The 20343-nt window shown below is 38.3% G+C and carries 15 protein-coding genes; 6 read left to right on the forward strand and 9 right to left on the reverse strand.

Translation table 11 applies throughout. The features are described from left to right. Positions 1–26 precede the first annotated feature (26 nt). Complete coding sequence (locus ACYQ35_RS07230) at positions 27–2402, reverse strand: DUF4125 family protein (protein WP_009461232.1); 2376 nt, start codon at positions 2400–2402, stop codon at positions 27–29. Positions 2403–2573: 171 nt separating this feature from the next. Here ACYQ35_RS07230 and ACYQ35_RS07235 point away from each other — a divergent pair, with 171 nt between their 5' ends. From ACYQ35_RS07235 to ACYQ35_RS07250, 4 genes are read left to right on the forward strand one after another with little or no spacing between them, the layout of a single operon-like run. Next, on the forward strand, positions 2574–5006 hold the full coding sequence (locus ACYQ35_RS07235) for a YfhO family protein (RefSeq protein WP_459831706.1): 2433 nt from the start codon (positions 2574–2576) through the stop codon (positions 5004–5006). After that, positions 4988–5401, forward strand: coding sequence for a GtrA family protein (locus ACYQ35_RS07240; protein WP_459831709.1), 414 nt, complete (start codon positions 4988–4990; stop codon positions 5399–5401). Before ACYQ35_RS07235 ends, ACYQ35_RS07240 begins: the two co-directional genes overlap by 19 nt. Further along, complete coding sequence (locus ACYQ35_RS07245) at positions 5388–6329, forward strand: glycosyltransferase family 2 protein (protein WP_009461078.1); 942 nt, start codon at positions 5388–5390, stop codon at positions 6327–6329. The genes ACYQ35_RS07240 and ACYQ35_RS07245 overlap by 14 nt, the downstream gene beginning before the upstream one ends. After that, positions 6317–6988 carry a PIG-L family deacetylase gene (locus ACYQ35_RS07250; protein WP_009461077.1) on the forward strand — a complete coding sequence of 224 codons (672 nt, stop codon included), beginning with the start codon at positions 6317–6319 and terminating at the stop codon, positions 6986–6988. The genes ACYQ35_RS07245 and ACYQ35_RS07250 overlap by 13 nt, the downstream gene beginning before the upstream one ends. A 30-nt stretch (positions 6989–7018) precedes the next feature. Here the strand turns inward: ACYQ35_RS07250 and trpS are convergent, their stop codons facing one another. Both trpS and ACYQ35_RS07260 read right to left on the reverse strand, forming a co-directional pair. Then, entirely contained in the window at positions 7019–8023 is a 1005-nt protein-coding gene (trpS, locus tag ACYQ35_RS07255; protein WP_009461076.1) for a tryptophan--tRNA ligase, read from the reverse strand. A 20-nt stretch (positions 8024–8043) separates the two neighbouring features. Beyond that, positions 8044–8676, reverse strand: a complete 633-nt coding sequence (locus ACYQ35_RS07260) for a histidine phosphatase family protein (RefSeq protein ID WP_459831714.1) — start codon at positions 8674–8676, stop codon at positions 8044–8046. A gap of 133 nt (positions 8677–8809) precedes the next feature. Between ACYQ35_RS07260 and ACYQ35_RS07265 the strand changes: the two genes are divergently transcribed. Continuing rightward, entirely contained in the window at positions 8810–9289 is a 480-nt protein-coding gene (locus tag ACYQ35_RS07265; protein ID WP_009461074.1) for an S-ribosylhomocysteine lyase, read from the forward strand. A 34-nt stretch (positions 9290–9323) separates the two neighbouring features. On the opposite strand, the gene ACYQ35_RS07270 is transcribed toward ACYQ35_RS07265, so the two are convergent. From ACYQ35_RS07270 to ACYQ35_RS07285, 4 genes are read right to left on the reverse strand one after another with little or no spacing between them, the layout of a single operon-like run. Next, on the reverse strand, positions 9324–9863 hold the full coding sequence (locus ACYQ35_RS07270) for a DUF5662 family protein (protein ID WP_009461073.1): 540 nt from the start codon (positions 9861–9863) through the stop codon (positions 9324–9326). 12 nt (positions 9864–9875) lie between these two features. After that, a complete protein-coding gene (locus ACYQ35_RS07275) occupies positions 9876–10520 on the reverse strand; it encodes a TraX family protein (RefSeq protein ID WP_009461072.1) in 645 nt (214 codons plus the stop codon). 3 nt (positions 10521–10523) lie between these two features. Beyond that, positions 10524–12215 (reverse strand): alpha-amylase family glycosyl hydrolase, encoded by a 1692-nt coding sequence (locus ACYQ35_RS07280; protein WP_459831720.1) that lies wholly within the window; start codon positions 12213–12215, stop codon positions 10524–10526. A gap of 21 nt (positions 12216–12236) precedes the next feature. Then, complete coding sequence (locus ACYQ35_RS07285) at positions 12237–13232, reverse strand: sugar ABC transporter substrate-binding protein (RefSeq protein ID WP_009461070.1); 996 nt, start codon at positions 13230–13232, stop codon at positions 12237–12239. Between the two features lie 147 nt (positions 13233–13379). On the opposite strand from ACYQ35_RS07285, the gene ACYQ35_RS07290 reads away from it, so the two are divergent. Then, entirely contained in the window at positions 13380–13712 is a 333-nt protein-coding gene (locus ACYQ35_RS07290; RefSeq protein WP_009461069.1) for a DUF1292 domain-containing protein, read from the forward strand. A 52-nt stretch (positions 13713–13764) separates the two neighbouring features. Here ACYQ35_RS07290 and ACYQ35_RS07295 read toward each other — a convergent pair whose 3' ends face one another. Continuing rightward, positions 13765–18282 carry a glycoside hydrolase family 2 TIM barrel-domain containing protein gene (locus tag ACYQ35_RS07295; RefSeq protein WP_459831729.1) on the reverse strand — a complete coding sequence of 1506 codons (4518 nt, stop codon included), beginning with the start codon at positions 18280–18282 and terminating at the stop codon, positions 13765–13767. Between the two features lie 216 nt (positions 18283–18498). Then, entirely contained in the window at positions 18499–20334 is a 1836-nt protein-coding gene (locus ACYQ35_RS07300) for an ATP-dependent helicase (RefSeq protein WP_459831732.1), read from the reverse strand. Positions 20335–20343 lie beyond the last annotated feature (9 nt).

A 20343-nucleotide genomic window follows, 5' to 3' on the forward strand; every position in this document is an offset into this window, starting at 1 on the left:
AATCATTGACCGCATAACGCTTTTTTCTACATCATCTGTTTTTGTTCAGCCTCTTCCATCGTTGTATATCCGTAATACTCCGTCGTCTGACGCATAATTTCCTCCACCATATTTATCTCTTTCTTTGCAAACTCTACAACCATCGCCGCATATCTGACAAGAGTTTCCATCGAATATGTTTTTAACTCTCCTCTCAGATAAGTTTCAAAAGAAATATTATTCATCTCATCTTCCGAGGTGTGAATCAATCTCGCCTGCCCTGATAAATGGGGATATTTTTTTGCGAACTCTTCTCTCCACTCCACCTGTATCGGAATAATTCCTTCTATTATTTTAAGTTTTTGTTCCCCAACTGCAGGAAGGTTCTCCTTAATCCCATCGTACTCTTCTTTCGACGCACTCTCCATCATATAGGCGTATTTTTCCATAACTAAATTACGCCCGCATTTTTCTCCCTCTTTCAAATCTTTATAATAGGAATTTAGTAATTCCCCGTTCCACACGGAAAACTGACTTTTTCTCATAATATCAAATGTATCAAAATCGTCCTGGCAGGAAGCGCGACCTCCTGTATTCCTCACTTTTTGAAACATTGTCCACTCTAACTTTACAATCTCTTCTATTACATACATCTTGTTTTCCCTCCGTAATATTCTTTCCACATGACATTCAAGAAAGTCTTCCTCCCCTTCTGTCAACTGCTGTTCTTTTAACTCCTGCAAAATCATAGCACAAATTTTCTCTATAATAAAACTTTTTTCTTCGGGTGTCTGCACAGAAAATAATTTATCAAACCAAACTTTTGCTTCCGACAATTTCGGAAGATTTTCCATTTTTCTAAATACCCATTTATAATAAGGCATAAATGTGTTATTCAACAGATAAATCAGATTACACCCGGCCTGTACAAATTCGCGAAGCGCCATTTCCCCCGCCGCATACTCTCCTCTTTTTACGCACCGGAGATAATTGTATTGTCCCGCCTGCGCGGTCAGCGCGGTCATCTGCGCGATTTTGCGAATCCACACTTCACGTGGATAACCTTTTTTCAACTCTTTTTGCACATACGAAAATCTTCCCTCTCCATCTTTAAAGAGTTCACCGGCAGTCACCTGTGCCAATGCCGTTTCAGATACGGAAAACCACGCCCGCTCTTTTTCTTCTTTCGTATGTTTATCCGGATATAACAAAACTTCATATAATTCTTTTCCGAGAAACTCCTCATAAAACGTACTTACATTTAGTACGCCCACTCTGTTCTTTCCATGAGTTGTAATTTCCCGTGGCGGCAGATTCCCAAACGCTTTCGGAAGTCTTTCATATTCTCTCTGTACATCGCTTCCTATTTTTTTATAATCCTCTTCCTCAAGCCAGATACAAAATGCAGGTCCAAAATCATGATCCCTGGAAAACGTATCATCAAATCCAAAACATTCTGAACCATGTCCCATAAGTCCCACCGTTATCTTATCAAAATATTTAGGGAATTTTTCTTTCAGCATTTTCTCTCCAAACATTTCATAATACATGCGTGAAATTTCCATTCCCTTTTTCTGTTTTACTCGCGCTGCCCAAGCCTTTTGGCGAAGATACTGCGCCTGCTTACCATATCCGCTTTCCTCCAATACAATCGCACAATTTTCACATGTAATAGCATAATTTTCGCACTCTCCATAGTGTTCCAATATCTCTTTTAATGCGTTTGTATAATACGCAACAGATTGTCCATAATCTTTTTTCAGATAATATCCGTGTGCTAAAGATGCCAGCAGGGCCGAATAGTGAGAGTCTTTTGTTTCTTCCTCTTCATATAGTTTTAAAGCCTCCTGTAAAGCAGTGATTCCTTTTTCATATTCCTCCAACTCAAAATATACTGTCGAGAGATTTGTATATGTCGATGCCGTCTCCACTCTGTATTCAGGCAGTGCTTTTATAATTTCCAGCGCTTTATATAAGTAAGTAATCGCTTTATCACACTGGTTCTTCCCCTGATATGCCATACTCATATTGTTATAAAGCCCTGCCCTTTTTATATCCGGGTAATTCGATACTTTTTTGTATATTTTTTCTGCTCGCTGATAAAGTTCCAACGCCCGCTCATAATGTTCTCCTGCCCGATATGCCGTCGCCGTATTCACAAGAGTTGTTGCGTGAAACTCAGTACCCGTCAAGTCTAATTCTGCAATCAGTTTGTCCGCCTGTTCTCCGCTTTCGATTGCCTCTCTTGTCCGGCCGACACTTCTATAATATCCTGTCAATTCATTATACAACGTCAGAAGTGTTTCTTTATCCTTCTCCTGTTTCGCCTGCAGGATACAATTATGTAAAAAAGGCTCTACTTCATAAATTTTCTTTTCTGCAAAGAGTAAATCTAATTGTCTTAATATATTTTTCTCATTCATATTGTGTCCTCCTATCTTATTATACATATTTTCTTCCTCTGCGGGTATAAAGATTCATTTCTTAAGAAGTTTTAAGAAATATATGTCGATTTTTAAGAATATTCTTCATTTCATTCAATCCGTTCTTAAGATTCATCTGTCATAATAAGAAAATAGATGGAGGGGGACTACATGAGAAAATTACAAAAAAATTATCCTTATATACTTTTAACATTTTTTTCCTGCTGCCTTATTTTTATCATTTGGCCAAACAATTCTTCATTCGGTTCTACAACGGACTGGGTGCAGCAACACATTAAAATAGCGGATTATTTCCGCACACTTTTCTTTGAAAACGGTCAGTTTTTTCCTGACTATGCAGCCCATTTAGGAGGGGGAGTCAATATTTATGCTCTTTCCTACTACGGACTTTTCCGTTTGGACGTGCTTGTCAGTTATCTGATACCTTCCGTAGAGATGGAATATATCGTTGTCACTTATATCCTTTTAGAATTTGTCGCAAGTATCAATCTTTGTTATTACTGGTTAAGAAAGCAGAATATAGAAAAAGAGATTTGTTTTGTCTCGGCAATTTTGCTCGCCACATCATCTCTTCTGTTCCAAAGTCACAGACAGATTATGTTTGTCAATTACACTCCGTATCTGTTTTGTACTTTAATTGCCATTGATAACTTCTTGCAGACAAAGAAAATACGATGGATTTCTTTATCAATAGCACTTGTTATACTGCACAGTTATTTTTTCAGTGTAACTGCAATTATTTTATGTACCGGCTATTTTCTTTTACGTTTAGAAAACATAAACGGAAAAATAAAACTAAAAGAACAGAAAAGTGTTCTCGTAAAATTTATCGGAGCGATTTCACTCGGCATCGGCATGTGCGCAGTTCTTCTGCTGCCGACAGCCTACTATATGCTCCATATCCAAAAAGACAGAGGGAGTACACTCTCTCCTATAGAAATATTCGGAATCACCCCATCGCTCAAAGGACTTTTATATTATTCCTACGGCGCCGGACTTACAATTATCGTTCTGTTTGTATTGATTCTGTCTTTACAATATAAACGGACAAAGAAAATGGGGATTATCCTTTTAATCTGCTTATGCAGTAACCTTGTCTCCTACTTATTGAACGGAACACTATATGTGAGGTATAAGGTTTATCTCGTTTTTCTGCCGTTTATTTTATATGCCTTTGCAAAAACATTACAGGAAATGTATCATTCGGAGAAAAAAATACATTTTTCTCCTCTCCTTTTAGCATGCATACCTGTAGTTACCATTTATCTGTTTGATCACAAAAAAGAGGAAGTTCCATTACTGTTAGACGTTGTTGTCGCGCTCTTTCTCCTTCTTCTTTTTTATCGGAAAAAGAACACACGTTATTTACTTCTTGCCTGCGTTCTTCCTTTCATCATCTGTGTACGATTGAATGCGAATGAGGTCTATCCTCAAAAAGAAAAGACTGTTTTTAGCGACAATGAACTGGCAGACCTTTGCTCTGCTTATCCGGGAAGATTTTTGGACACAACTACAGGACTTTTAAATGTAAATCACATTTTCAGTCCGGATACCTATAAAACAACTATGTATTCTTCCCTGTCCAACGGAGAATATAACACATTTTATTATGATTATATGCGAAACCCTATGAGCATTCGCAACCGGGTAGTTCTTTCTTCTAATCCGAATGTTTTGTTTCAACTTCTAATGAATGTAACGACTATGGAAACAAGAAAGGAAACGCTTCCGATAGGATATGAAATTCTTGAAGAAAAAAAGGAAACCGTACTGGCAAGGACAAAGGACGCCATGCCTCCCGCCTATGTGACGGACAGTCTTTATGATAAAAGACAGTTCGAGAAACTATCCTACCCTGAAAATATAGATGTCTTGTCCCAATCGGCAGTTGTGGATACCGATAAGACAGATTTTCAAAAAAGGACAAAAAAAGAGAACTTTTCTCTGGCAATAGACGGCAAACGAAACAGAAAGAAAATCGTCCGCCTGCCAAAAACATACAAGAACACCGTTCTTCTCCTTTCCTTTGACATCAGCAGAAAAGACGGACGGGAAGTTGTCATTGATATTAACGGAATACGAAACAAACTATCAGGGAAATACGCAAATTATCCGAACAATAACACAACTTTCACTTATATTCTTTCGTCCAACCAGCCGATAAGGGAATTACGTATATCCGCTTCCAAAGGAAACTATCACATTAAAAATGTGAACTTATATTCTCTTCCTTACGGGAACATTCAAAAAAGAAATCAGTCTGTCGATACCGTAAATTTAGAGAAACCAATTGACAGGGAAGTATTAAAGGGAAATGTTACGGTCTCAAAGGAAGGCTACCTGATTACATCTATACCATATGAAAAAGGGTTCACCGCTTATATGGACGGACAGAAAATACCTGTCGAAAAAGTAAATACCTGTTTTGTAGGATTTCCCATTAAAGAGGGAAAACATGATATTTCCATTGTTTTTCATGCTCCGGCAAAACGGTTGGGACTTATGATAAGCGGTATTTCACTGGTAATATTTATTATACTTTTTATTTATGAGGAGAAATTGTTATGGAAAAGAAAATATTAACAGAATTTATACGCTACTGTTTTATCGGTGGCTGCACAACAGCGATTAATTATTTAGTTTATATCGGATTTTTATTCTTTTTTCAAAAGCATTATTTGTTTGCAAACACGGTAGCATGGATTTTTGCCGTTCTGTTCGCCTTTTACGCAAATAAATATTTTGTATTTCAGAAAACGGAGAAATCAGACAGAGAAGCGCTCTCTTTCTTTTCAATGAGGCTTCTGACCTTACTGATTGAAAATGTTCTTCTGTATATCTGCATACAGCAATTACTCATTCACTCTCTCATCGCCAAATTGGTCGTGAGTGTGATTACAGTTTTAGCAAACTACGTTTTGTGCAAATATAAAATTTTTACTGAGGAAAAAGGGGGTATGCTTTATGAAGAAAATTAGTGTAATTGTTCCATGCTATAATGAAGAAGATTCACTTCCTCTTTTTCACAGGGAAGTGACAAAGGTTCTCCGGGAAATTGAAGATGCAGATTATGAATTGCTTTTTGTCAACGACGGAAGTAAAGACCATACAATTGATGTTATAAAACTTCTTGCCATAAAGGATTCACACATATCCTACTTTTCTTTTTCACGTAATTTCGGAAAAGAAGCAGCAATGTATGCCGGCTTATCTCATGCAGACGGCGACTACTGTGTCATTATGGACGCAGATTTACAGCACCCGCCCTCATTGTTAAAAGATATGTTTTATTCCGTTGACAAAGAAGGATACGACTGCTGCGCAGGAAAAAGATTGGATCGTACCGGAGAAGGAAAAGTAAGAAACTTCCTCTCTCACTCTTTCTATCGCGTTATCCAGCGCCTTACTCACATGGATATGAGTGATGGCGCAGGCGATTTCCGTATGATGTCACGTCAGATGGTAAATGCTATTTTAGAGATGAAAGAATACAACCGCTATATGAAAGGGCTTTTTTCTTTCGTCGGATTTGAGACAAAATGGGTTGAATTTCACAATGTGGAGCGAATAGCCGGGGAAACAAAGTGGACATTGCGAAGTCTGTTTGCCTATGCCTGCGAAGGTATTTTCTCCTTCTCCACAAAACCTCTTATGATTTCGGGAATGTTTGGTTCTTTTTTACTGGTGATTTCATTTATTTTGGCAGGATATATCGGGGTAGATACGTTATTCTTCCACCACAAGTTTAACGGTCTTCTTGCCATCACTCTACTTATACTTGTGTTAAGCAGCATTCAAATGATTTTTGTGTCCATTCTCGGTCAGTACGTTTCCAAAGATTATATGGAAAACAAAAATCGTCCAATTTACATTATAAAGGAGAGTAATAAACCATGGGTATCCTAAAAAAGGTCTTTGTCTCCTGTCTTATTGCTTCTCTCTTTGTTCTGTCCGGCTGTCAGAAGGAAGAGATGAAAGAACCGACCAAGCAGGCAAAAAAACTGATGATTGTCGCACACCCCGACGATGAAACTATTTTTGGCGGTAAACATATTTCGAAAGGCGGATATTTTATTGTTTGTCTGACAAATCAAAATAATTCCGTCAGAAGAGCAGAATTCAATGCGATGCTGGACTTATCAAAAAACGAAGGAGTTATTTTGGATTTTCCGGATAAAACACATGGGAAACGGGATAACTGGAAAAAATCAAAAGAGCAGATTGAAGAAGTAATCACACATTATGTAAAAGAAAAAAAATGGGAAAGCATTACAACCCATAATGCCGATGGTGAATACGGACACATTCATCACAAAATGACTCATCAACTCGTGACAAAAGTATGTGAAAGGGAAAAGCAGACTGATAACCTCTTTTATTTTGCTCCGTATTATAAGAAACAGGATTTAAAAAAACATACGCTGACTCCTATGTCAGAAAAAGATTTAAAAACAAAAACAACATTAGCAGATGTCTATATCTCGCAGGAAAAGGTGTGTAATAATTTGAAACATATTTTTCCTTATGAAGAATGGACTTCCTACAAAGACGCATACAAAAAATGACATTTCAACTTGAAATGTCATTTTTATGTATTATCTTATTCTGTCAGGAAAACCTACTTTTCGCTGCACTTTGCGCAATGTCTTTGTCGCATAATAATTTGCCTTTTCCGCATTATTCTTAATGATGCTGTCAATGTAGCCTTTGTCTTTTTCCAACCTTGCCACCTCGTCCTGAAGTGGTTTTAAAACAGAGACAACAGCCTCTCCTACAGCCATTTTAAAGTCGCCGTATCCTTTTCCGTCAAATTCTTTTACAACTTCATCAACCGTTTTGTTTGTACATGCACGGTAAATGTCAATTAAATTTTTCACTCCCGGCTGCTCGTCCCGGTAAAGAATCTGTGCTTCTGAATCTGTCACTGCACGTTTGCACTTGCGCATAATCGTGTCAGGATCGTCCATCAGATAAATACTTCCATTTGGATTCTCATCAGATTTCGACATCTTCTTTGTCGGCTCCTGTAAACTCATAATTTTTGCTCCGACTTTGCCGATATAGGCCTCCGGAACAGTAAATACGTCCCCGTAAATTCCATTAAATCTCTGTGCAATATCTCTTGTCAACTCTAAGTGCTGCATCTGGTCAATTCCTACCGGAACAACGTCTGCCTGGAACAGCAATATATCTGCCGCCATAAGAACAGGATAAGTAAAAAGCCCTGCATTAATGTTATCTGCATGCTTTGCCGCCTTGTCTTTGAACTGTGTCATACGATTCAACTCACCCATATATGTATAGCAGTTTAAAATCCAAGCCAGTTCCGCATGCCCTGATACATGTGACTGATAATAAATACAGTTCTTTTCCGGATCAAGACCTGCCGCAATATATAACGTCAGCAATGCTCTCGCTCTTTTGCGCAATGTTGCCGGGTCCTGTCTGACTGTAATAGAATGCATATCTACAACGCTGTAAAAGCATTCATACTCATCACTTAATGTAATCCAGTTTTTTAATGCTCCAAGATAGTTGCCTAATGTAAGATTTCCTGTTGCCTGCATTCCACTGAATAATACTTTTTTGTCATTAATCATTTCCATTCTCCTCCATTTTATTACCAGTCTTCCACTTCATCTTCGTAGTAGACTATATTTTCTTCTTCAATCGTTGGAATTGTATCTTCCACACGTATAATTGTAACAGCACAATTTTTATGAACTCCGCCCTGCCAGAACAGTTTCATCGGGTTCTTTTTCACAATTCTTAAAATTGCACACAGCACCGCTCCATGTACAGAAATTAAAATTGTGTTGTCCTGATAATCCCTGTTATGAAACAAATCATCAAGAAAGTGTTCTATCCGTTCATTAAATTCGCTAAAATCTTCTCCGCCTTTTGACGCCTTATAACTTTCCGGCGCATCGAAAAAACGTTTGAATTCTTCATCTGGAATATTGAACTTCTCTCCTTTACAGTAAAGTCCTTCGTACTCTCCAAAACACATTTCTTCTATTCTCGCATCTTCGATTACGGGAATCTCTCTGTCACCTTTCACAATCAGAGCAGTTTCTCTCGCCCTCTTTAACGGGCTTGTAATCACCAAATCAACCTGAACATCTTTCAACCCTTCTTTTGTCTTATATGCAAGGTTTCTGCCAAACTCATTCAACTCAATGTCCGACTGTCCCTGCAAACGTTTTTCTTTATTCCAGTCTGTTTCTCCATGCCGCATGATATACAATCTCATCTTTGTCCCTCCAAACTGTCTATACGAAAATTACACTGGATTGCACTCGTGCAACCATTATACCACATTTCTGAGAAAGATTGCATTTTATTTTAAAAATCGATATAATAAGAAAATGATTGGAGGAAATGCTATGGAAAAAATCACAAGTTTTACAATTGACCACCTAAAATTAAAACCGGGTGTTTATGTTTCACGCAAAGATTCCGTAGGGGCGGAAATAATTACTACATTTGATTTAAGACTGACCAGCCCAAACGACGAACCGGTAATGAACACGGCCGAAATGCATACAATCGAACATCTCGCCGCAACATTTTTAAGAAATCATAAAATCTTTGGAGAGAAAACAATTTATTTTGGTCCCATGGGCTGCCGTACAGGTTTTTATCTTCTTCTGGCAGGAGAATATGAGTCTTCAGACATCGTTCCTCTCCTGATCGAAATGTTCCGGTTTATCGCAGACTTTGCAGGGGAAGTGCCGGGAGCAAGCGCCAAAGACTGTGGCAACTATTTAGATATGAATTTACCGATGGCAAACTATATCGCCAAAAAATATTTACATGATGTTTTGGAAAATATTACACAGGAACAACTTATTTATCCGGATTAGTAAAAAGATGAGTAAACATGTTATCGTCGTTTACTCATCTTTTATTTAACACTTCTTTTCTGATATAGGCAAATGTAACTTCTTCTCCTCTCTCTGCGAGCATATGAAGAAGGGTTTCCAATAACTCTCTCGTATCAGCATGAAGCATTTTTCTTACATATTTTGCTCCCTGCTCATAATATTCCAAAGGTTTCCTATCCGTATAATTTTCTCTCATATATGTTTTTGATGCCGCTATTCTGTCCATAAACATTTCCACAACATAATTTTTCGGCATCGGCATACCAATCAGCCCTTTTTCTTTTCCTACACCATAGTCAATCCAGTATTCATAGTGATGCTTGTTTCTCCCTTTGTGGTGCAGCCATGCACTCGAATAACCTATTGTCTCTCGTTCTGCATTGTTGGGACTTCTCGTTCCCTGATAATATTTACACCCTACACGGAATTCCGTGAAACTATATTTAGACAAGTCATGCAATAACCCCTGCTTATACAAGCCTACCCGAAAACAATATTGCATAACTAATTTTTTGTGATGTGTAATTGTACAAAAATGTTTCCACGCCTTCATTTCCTGACACTCCTATATCATCGTTTTAATTATCCAGATTATCCATAAGTGCACCGGATATACAAGGTAAAAGAAATACTTGTAACCTCTTCCCTTTTCGCCATTGTACAGGCAAATCGGCAAAAGTGCAAGTACGGCAAATGCCTGAATATAACCAAATACAACGACATTGATGACTGCGACACTCACTATTTTTGCCCACATGCGTTCTCTGAAAATAAAAAAGCAAAAAATCATTAAGACTCCCCACGCACCGTAATCCACTCTGAAAAGATCTCCTGCAATCAAAATCAGAAAGGCAAAACTTACTTTTGAAAATGTAGAGTACTGCTTTTCATAACCGTACAAAAGTATCAATCCGATGAGGAGTGTAAAGAATACATTTTGATGACGCAAATCAAAAAACTTCCCTGTTGTGAGCAAATCAAAAGGAATTTCCGAAATAACCCCAAGTCCTGCTAAACGTATCATATATTTCCGAATATCCCTTGTATGATAAAATCCTTCTACAATTAAAAAGGCAAAAATCGGAAAAGAGAGACGTCCTATGATTCTAAACAGAATATGTTCCGGAAAGAAAAACAGTCCGATATGGTCAATAATCATTGTAATGACTGCAATTAATTTTAAGTGAAATGAATTTAAACCGATTTTCATATTTTATTCCTTTCCAACAAATATTACTATTGTCCGTTCAGCAACAGTAACTTCTTTCTGATTATCCAATTCTTCCATCTCTTTGAGCACTCCCTCTTCCGTAGAAACGGCACGATACCATTTCCTGCCTTTCCTTAACGCCGGCAGGGCAAAAGAATGTTTCAGCCAATGCATATTGTAGGCGACAAAACAACTGTCCGTTCCAAGTGTCTCCCCACAATAATAAATGCCCAACTGCCTGCTGGAAATCTCAGAAGGAATCTGCCATGCATATTCTCCGTGATAAGAAACATCGGGAATTCCGCAGGAAACGATGTCCATTCCCTTTAACTCATACGGCGCATGCAAGACTGTATGTTCTTTTCTAAATTGAATAAGTGACTGTACAAAATTGAACAGTTCCCTGTCCTTCTCCGCATTCCCCCAGTTTACCCAGCCGATTTCATTGTCCTGACAATATACATTATTATTTCCCTCCTGCGAATTATGGCATTCGTCTCCCGCTAAAATACAGGGAATGCCCTGAGATGTCAGCAATAAAAGAAATGCATTTCTAATCTGTTTTTTTCTCAATGTTACAACCGCTCTTTTTCTGCTCGGACCTTCCGCACCACAATTCCAACTATAGTTATAATCCGGTCCGTCCTGATTTTTTTCTCCATTTTTCTCATTATGTTTTCCGTCATAAGAAACTAAATCAGAAAGAGTAAATCCCGTGTGGTTTGTGATGTAATTAAAGATTCCTTCTTCTTTAGAGAAATGTCTTGTCCACCACATAACACTCTCAACCATTCCTTCATCACCTTTTAAAAATCGGCGCATTGTGTTTTGAAAATCGTCCTGTTTTCTTAATATTTTTGTGTTTTTTAACAAAGGATCTTTTTGCAATTCCTCAAACGGCGCATGAAATGGATTTACAATAAAGCCATCTATATGGTACTCCATCTTATAGTAACGAATGCAATCCGCTATCATTCGTTTTGACATCTCAGCCGTAAACGGTAAATCAAACACTATCTCTATTCCACTTTTATGGCAGGCTTTCACTAAATCTTTTAACTCACTCACAGAGTCTTTTGATGCCGCATAAGAACTTTTTGGGGCAAAACAAAAAGCCGAACCATATCCCCAGTAGTTTGTATACCTTCCGTTTTCCTCAAATTCATATATCGGCATGCAATGAATTTGGTTGACACCTAACCGCTTTAAATAAGGGAGTTTTTCTTTTACTCCCAAAAACGTTCCGCCATGTTTTACTTTTGACGAAGAATGCTTTGTAAATCCTCTCACATGAAGGCTGTATGCTATCACCTCATTCTCCGGAATACAAAGCGGTGTATCATTCTCCCAATTATATGTGTCTGCAAAAATCCGTCCTTTCGTCAGAAGATTTTCTTCTTTCGCCCCTTCTTCTTTGCCCGTAACTGCTTTTGCATACACATCAGTTACGATTTCATTATCTATCTTGTAATTATATTCCCAATCTGCCCAATCCATGCCTTTTAGCATAATACTTCTTATCTCGCCAAAAGAGCACTCCTCTTTCATCTCAAATTCATATGACGGTATTCTCCCGCCTTTTTTGTACAATAAAAGAAAACACTTTTTTCCGCTCGCTGCCGTTGTAGAAAAGTTGACACTATCCCCCACTATGGCAGTTCCCATAGGAAAAGGCATACCTTTACAATGTTCCATACATTTTTCCTTTCAATTCTTTTATTGCCAGCCGTCCGTTCCATACATTTCTACATTTTCTTTCGTAATCAGGTATGTATCCAAATATGTTTCCTCTTCGTAGTCTTCTCCGTTGAGCATATTTACGGCAGTTTTTACTGCCAGTTTTCCCAGATTAATCGGTGACTGTGCCGCCGTTCCGGCAATAAGCGTATTCGGTTTTTCTAATTCTTTTTTCAATTCCGGCGAACCGTCCACACCGTAAATCTTAATTCCTTTTATTCCAAGTTCATTTGCCGCAACATGAGCGCCGATTGCCGATGGGTCATTTCCACACATAATCGCAACAACGTCCGGATTTTTCTTTAAAATTTTCTTTGTTTCTTCCATAGCAAGTGTTAAGTCACCCTTCACATCTTTTCTTGCCACAACTTCAAAAGGACTTCCCGCTATCGCCTCTTCAAATCCGGTAATTCTTTCATTTACGGAACTCATTGTCGGCGATTCCAAAATCACAATCTTTCCACCTTTTTCACACTTCTCTATTAAGTCCTTGCCGCATACTGTTCCCGCATTTTTATTGTCCGAGCCGATATAGGCATCTATATAATCACTGTCCGCTACTTTCGTATCAATATTGATAATTTTCACATCTGCTTCTCTTAATGCCTGCAAAGCAGGTGTAATCTCTTTCCAGTCCACAGGTGATAGGAAAATCGCATCTATTCCCTGTTCTATCATCTCATTGATCTGCTCTATCTGTTCCTGCGAACTTAAATGTGTGTCTTTATTCATGCCAATGACTGTATGCCCTTCCTCCTTCAGACTGTCCCGAATAGAATCTGCCAGCGTAACATAGTATGGGTTTTCTTTGGCAATACACGAAAATCCAAATTTGTAGGTAACTTTTTCCTCGTCTGATTCCTGTTCTGTATTGACCGGATTATCCTCCTCTGCTCCCACATTTTTCTTACAGCCTGCAAACGTAAAAGCACATAAAACTGCCAATACAACTAATTTCACTCTCTTTATATCCATAACTGTTATTCCTTCCTTTTACAGTTTCATTACATTTCTATTACTTTATTTTATCCCTTTTTTATATGTTGTCAATAGTTTTTCTCCTTGCATTTCTGCCCCCATTCTGTTAGAGTGATAATATCAAAATATAAAGGAGATAAAAATATGAGTGAACATAATTGCAACTGTGGCCACGATAACTGCAACTGCCACGACGAAGAAGTAACGGTAACATTGACATTGGACAATGATGAAGAAGTAGAATGTGTTGTACTGACTATCTATGAAGCGGGCGGAAAAGAATATATCGCGCTTCTTCCTATTGATGAAGATGGTGACAACGAAGAAGGCGACGTATATCTTTACCGTTATGCGGAAGTTGACGGAGAACCTACTCTCGACAACATTGAAGACGATGATGAATATGAAGTAGCCGCTGATGCGTTTGATGAATGGTTAGACGCTCAGGAATATGAAGAATTATCTGACGAAGATTAATTCCAATACAAAGACGCCCGCTTATGTCGGACGTCTTTTTTGTAACTTTTTTCTATTCTTCTGTATCTAACTTATCTCTTCTCTTTTTCAGACCCAGAATCGTTCCAAGACTTACTGCCAGTCCTCCAAAGAGTAATGTAAATGGTGTGGCATCTCCTGTCTTAACAGGTTTATTCGGCTTATTCGGTTTATTTGCGCCTTGACCATTATTATTTTGGCCTTCTGTTTTCTTCACCAGATTTTTCAATGCATCTCGCAATTCTTTTTCCGCTGCGTCCACTTCTTTCTGTGTCGCTTCTTTGTCCGCGTAAACTTCTTTTGCTTTTTTCAAAGCAGCATTCATTTTTTCAACAGATTTCGCTGTATATAGTTTTGTGTCAACCGCTTCCGCTTCTTTGATTGCTTCTGCAAGTTTATCTTTATTGACTTTCTGTGCTTCTCCGTCTTCTGCTTCAGGCATCTGGATTTTAGAATCTGCCATTGTTTTATCAACATCTGCCGTATTAACCGGTTTTAGTGTAAAACTGTATTCATATGGCTTGTCCGCTTTGATTAAGTAAGGAGCATAAGGTCTGGCTCCCCACGAGTTATCTCCGCCTAATCCCATTTGTTTCTGATTCAGTCTTAAAGAGATAGAATCATTTTCTTCTAACAAATAAGAATGTAATGCGTTGCTTAACTGTTCCGGTGTGTAATAGAGGGCGCTGAATTCCATAACCCCGTCCGCTTTTGCAAGCAAACCTACGCCTTTATCATTTGTCAGACTTACCCATCTTGTGTCTGTTCTGTTTCCTGTTTCCTGCGGTTTGATATAGTCGATAAAGAAATCTTTTACATCTTTCTTATACACTCCCACTTCGTATCCGCTCTGACGGTCAACATAGTTTTCATCAGGTCCCTTTCCGTACCATGTAACATTTGAGAACTCTTTTGGCAATGTAAGCATATTACCTACAACAGGAATCATCGGAAGATCTTTTCCAGGCTGTAATAAACTGTCTACTTTTACATCACCTGTACCGTATACGGTAAATGTCTGTTTGTATAAAGACTCATTTGTTGTCGGCAGTTTAGATGTCACTGTAAAGCGTACTGCCTTATCATCAATTTTTTCTGTTTTTACATCAGTTACAACTTTATCCTGTCCCGCATATCTCCATGTATCCATTTCAAGACCGGAATAAAATCCTAAATCACTGTCTGTAGGCGCTCTCCAGAAGTTTGGTTCAGGTCCGTTTTCTAACAGTGCAGTTCCCTGATAAACAAAACTTTCAATTGTTCCCTTTGTTTTGTCAAACTCTAAAGTAAAGTCTTTTCCGTTTACGGTTGTCTTAGTCTCTTTCTCCGTCACCTGAATTTCAGACATTTTATCCAATTCTGCCGTCTCTTTTTCAGGAACTTTGTATGATAACGGAAGTTGTCTGTATGCCACTTCATGACCTGCCTTTGCCCATGAAGTATCTTCTTTCAACTCTAAACTGATATTGATGAAATATTCTCCGCCCGCTTTTAAATCCGGTTTCGTAAATGGAATTTGAACTACTTTTTCATTGTATTCTTTCACATCTTGTTTCGCATTATTAACAGGATAATCATTTACCGGAGCAATATTCAAATCTTCATCTGAGAATGTTCCTTTCTGGATTACTTTTCCATCTTCCACTAATTCCCATTTTCCTTTGAATTCATTCAGGTTTTGGAAGAGATATTTATTGGAAATCTTTACTTTTCCATTCATCAAATCTTCATCTTCAATTCCGACATTCTGATAAATATATTTAACTTGCTGTAATTCAGGCTGTACCGTTCTGTCGGCTGACACAAGACCATTTGCACAGAAGTTTTTGTTATTTGGATTTCCTTCCGGTATACTCTGCCAGTCTCCACCAAATGAGTAGTACTTATCCTGCTCATATGTTTTGGCAGTTGTATTATCAAAGTTTAACCACAATAATGTGCTATCATCTGCTTTTCTTGTTTTATCGTTGATTTCCTCTAAAGATAATACTTTATTATAAATATGTACATTATCGATTAAGCCTTTAAATGTGTCCGGCACATTTGGATTTTGAGCATCAAATGTGACATCTGCACCGATACCTACCTGATTTGGTCCTCCGGCAATTCCCGCACTTGATTTTGCGGAAGCAACTTCTTTTCCGTCCAAATATAATTTCAGATTTGTTCCGTCAAAAGAACCTGCCACATGGTGCCATTCATCTGCCCAGTTTTCAGGAAGAGGATATTGTGCCGATACTTTTTCATATGCTCCTTCTTCTTCGTTCCAATTCTGATTATAGATATAGAATTCCAGAACATCTTTGTCACCTTCTACGAGTCTTCTCAATCCGTAAGATTCTGTACATTTCCAGCCGTCATTTCCCTTTGTGATAATCGGCGCCGTCTTATTGTAATCTGACGGGTCCAACTGTCCTGAACCATCATTATTCCTTGATTCTTTGAAACTATCCGGTTTTACATCGGCTTCTAAAGTAAATGCCTGATTTCCCGCTAAGTGTAATGATTTATCATTATATACTTTAGCGTATCCGCGCATTGCCTTGCCGTTTTCTCCACTTTCAAGAGAACCGTCCATAAGCACTTCTAAATTATTTTTTCCTTCGTCTTTCAAAACTTTATTTGTAGGTGTCGGAAGTTCAATCGTCTGGTCAACCCAGTCCCAAATGAATCCGCCCTGAAGGTTTGGATATTTTTCATACATATCCCAGTATTCATCTAAGTTTCCGATACCATTTCCCATTGCATGGGCATACTCACATTGGAAAGCAGGTTTTGTTCCGTTCTCTCCCCACCAGCCAAGCGGATTTTTTATCTTGTCCGTCGAAGTCGGATCATTTACCCTGCGGTACATTCTCGACCATACATCTACTTCTTCAATATCTCTCCAGCCTTCGTAATGTACAAACCTTGTCGGGTCAAGTTCCTTACAAAGTTTCCCAAGTTCCGCCCATACATCGCCGCCATAGCTTTCATTTCCTAAAGACCACGAAATGATACTTGCGTGATTTTTACTTCTCTCAATAGTGCTTGTCATTCTGTCTTTACATGCACTTATCCACTGTGGATCACTCTGTGGAATATAATCATTTAATCCGTGGGATTCAATATTCGCCTCATCGATCATATAAAGTCCGTATTCGTCACAAAGTTCATACCATCTCGCCTCATTCGGATAGTGGGAATTTCGAACCGCATTGATATTATACTGTTTCATCAACTTAATGTCTTCAATCATGCTTTCTTCTGAAATGTGTCTTCCCGTTTCCTTGCTTGTCTCGTGACGGTTTACACCTTTTAACATAATCGGTGCTCCGTTAATAAGGATCTGCGACTTGTTTGTCCCTTTTCTTACAATCTCCACTTCTCTGAAACCTACATGTGTTCCCGCTGTCTCTACAATATTCCCCTCATTGTCATAGAGAACAAATGCCAACTCATATAGATTTGGATTTTCTGCAGACCATAATAATGGTTTTTCTACATTTTCTTTATAAGAAACTTTAGCCTGTCTGAATTTTTCTCCGGGAACCTGTTCAAATTTCAAGTCTCCCAGTTCTTTTTCTTTAACTGTTTTTCCCGATGCATCGTATAAAAATGTTTTTACTTTGTATCCTGAAGTATCTGCTTTTTCATCATAGTTTCTCAAAACAGTCTCAACAGACAATTCTGCATTCGTGTAATTCTCATCTAAATCTGTAGTGTATGCAAAATCAAACAGAGACGCCTGTTTATCTTTCGCATATAAGAAAACATCTCTGAAAATACCGCTTAGACGAATGAAATCCTGATCTTCCAAATAACTTCCGTCTGACCAGCGGTATACCTGTACTGCAATTGTATTTTCCTCTCCTGCCGGATTCAGATATTTACTGATGTCAAATTCTGCAGGAGTATAACTGTCTTCACTGTAACCTACCTTATGTCCATTTACCCACAGATAGAATGCAGATTCCACCCCCTGGAAAGAGACAAACACTTCTTTTCCGTCCCAGTTTTCAGGTGTTGTGAATGTTCTGCGGTAATGTCCTACCGGATTGTAAATCGTAGGGGAAATACCTCTCGGACTGTCTTCCGGAAGACCATAATTCGCTCTCGGATCTTCCACTCCCTCCCACGGAAGTCTTGTATCCGTATATTTTGGTGAATCGTACCCTTCTGTCTGCCAGTTACTTGGCACTGTAATACTGTCCCAGCCGCTTACGTCTGTTTCCGGTTTGTAAAACTCCATATCTCTTTCTGACGGATTGGATACCATTTTAAATTTCCAGCCGTCCTTATCACCCTTGTTTGCGTTCAATGATAAATAGTAAGGTGATTTTTCTTTCTGTTGACGTTTTTGCGGACTTTTTACCGATTCAAGATTATCGAATCCCGTAAAACTTGCATGCGCGTCTTCTCTGTTTACTTCGAAAACGTCATTCTGGTCAAACCATTCCTCTCCCTTAAATACATCTGACGGTTTACCTGCCGATAAACTTTCCGCAGGAATTCCCGACATCACGACACTAAGTGCTAGTGCCGCAGCAACCCATTGGTTTCTCTTTTTCATCTCTTTGTTCCTCCTCATTCCAAAGAATTATGTATTTGCTCTGTTCCTTCGCAAACCAGAACGTTCGATTGGCATTATACACTTTATTTCTTGCACTTTCAAGTACTATTTTGTATGATTTTACTAATTTATTTTCAACTCAGAAAAAATACTTTGTATATTTTTTAACTTATTAATTATTAAAAAAGGGAACTGCATAACACAATTCCCAAAAAACTATTCAAAGAGTAAGTCATTGACAAATCTCGACGGAAGCATTGTCTTGCCATTCCTCTCTCTGACATAAGAAATATATAATTTTTTCTTCGCCCTTGTCATTGCGACGTAAAACATTCTTCTTTCCTCTTCCATATCTTCCACAACCTCCGCCTTCTTATATGGACAAATGTCTTCGTTCGCCTCAATGATAAAGACGGTATGAAACTCCAGTCCTTTCGCACTGTGCATCGTCAAAAAAGTAACGGCGTTTGGATTGGATTCTGTCTGCTTTGACCTTTTCTTCAATTCTTCAGTATACTTTTCTATGTAGGAAAACCAGTCCTCTATCGTCTTATACTCTTTTGCCCTCGTCTGAATTTCATTGGCAATTTCATATAAATCTTCCACTTTGATTTTTCGCGTATAGGCATAGTCTTTAAGAAAATCATCATATCCTATTTTTTTACGGATATATTGAATCGCTGCATAAGGCGTCATCGTTTTCATAATACGCAAATCTACGTCGAGTTGGTCTATCCTGTCTAGCAGCCATTCTTTGTCACAATAAAATCGCCGCAGGCTTTCAAAGGAAACTTCCGCTTTCTCCACACTGCTTCTGCTGATATATCTGACAGGTCTGTTCATCACTTCCAAAAAGTCTTTTCTCTCTCTCTTTCCAACTGCCATTCGCATATAGGCACAGAAATTTCTGCCGATAAAATGTTCGTACAGATTTGGAAGGTGTTCTTTCATCTGAAAAGGAAGGTTGTATTCCATAAAAGTTTCCACCAGCATTCTCGGCTCCATATTCGTGCGAAACAGTACGGCTATTTCCGATGCCGGCACCCCCTTTTTCATCTCTTCCCGAATTTCATTCAGGACATATTCACTCTCCTCAGAAAGATTTCTCACTTCCTGCACATGTATATCTGCTCCCTGCTCATTTGACGTAATAATATTTTTCACATATCGGTTTCTATTTTTCTGAATGATTTTCTTTGCCCCGTTTACAATCGCCTTTGTGGAACGATAGTTTATATCGAGCAGCACTTTCTTCGCATTTGGATAATCTTTTTCAAAACCAAGCATAATTTCAGGTCTTGCCCCTCTAAATTTATAGATGGACTGATCATCATCTCCGACAATAAACAAATTATTCTGAGGCAATGCAAGCATACGGATAACATCATACTGCACCTTGTTAATATCCTGAAATTCATCTATCAAAATATATTTATATCTCTCCTGCCACTTTTCCAATATATCCGGTCTTTTTATGAACAAGTCATGGCAGAGAACAAGCATATCATCAAAGTCCAGTTTCTTTCTTCTATTTCTTTCCCTCTCATATGTATAATAGATTTCTCTAAATACAGTTGACGGGCAATAAACAGACTGAAATTCTTTTATCTCTAACTGATTGTTTTTTATACAACTGATTTCTCCTGTAATTCCTTCTAAAAAATCTTTTTCATCGTCCACTTCGATTTCCGCATCTGTATGTTCCAATATCTCTTTTAAAAGTCTTATTTTCTCTTCCTCAGAAAAAATATTTTCTGCTGACAGTCCGTATGCCCACTTTAATATGCCGTAATAAATTCCATGAAACGTTCCGAATGTAACGGGAAAATGCTGTCCCTGCATTAACTTCCTGAATCTTTCGCGCATCTCATTTGTGGCAGCCTTAGTAAAAGTAATGACCAGAATTTCTTCTGGTCTTACTTTTCGTTTCTGAATTAAATATTCTATTCTTTTCGTAATGACAAGTGTTTTCCCGGAGCCGGGACCTGCCAAAACTAACATGGGACCGTTCTGATGTGTAATTGCTTCCGTTTGTGCTTTATTAAATCCCATATATTCCCC

This window comes from Faecalimonas hominis, from assembly GCF_054660755.1.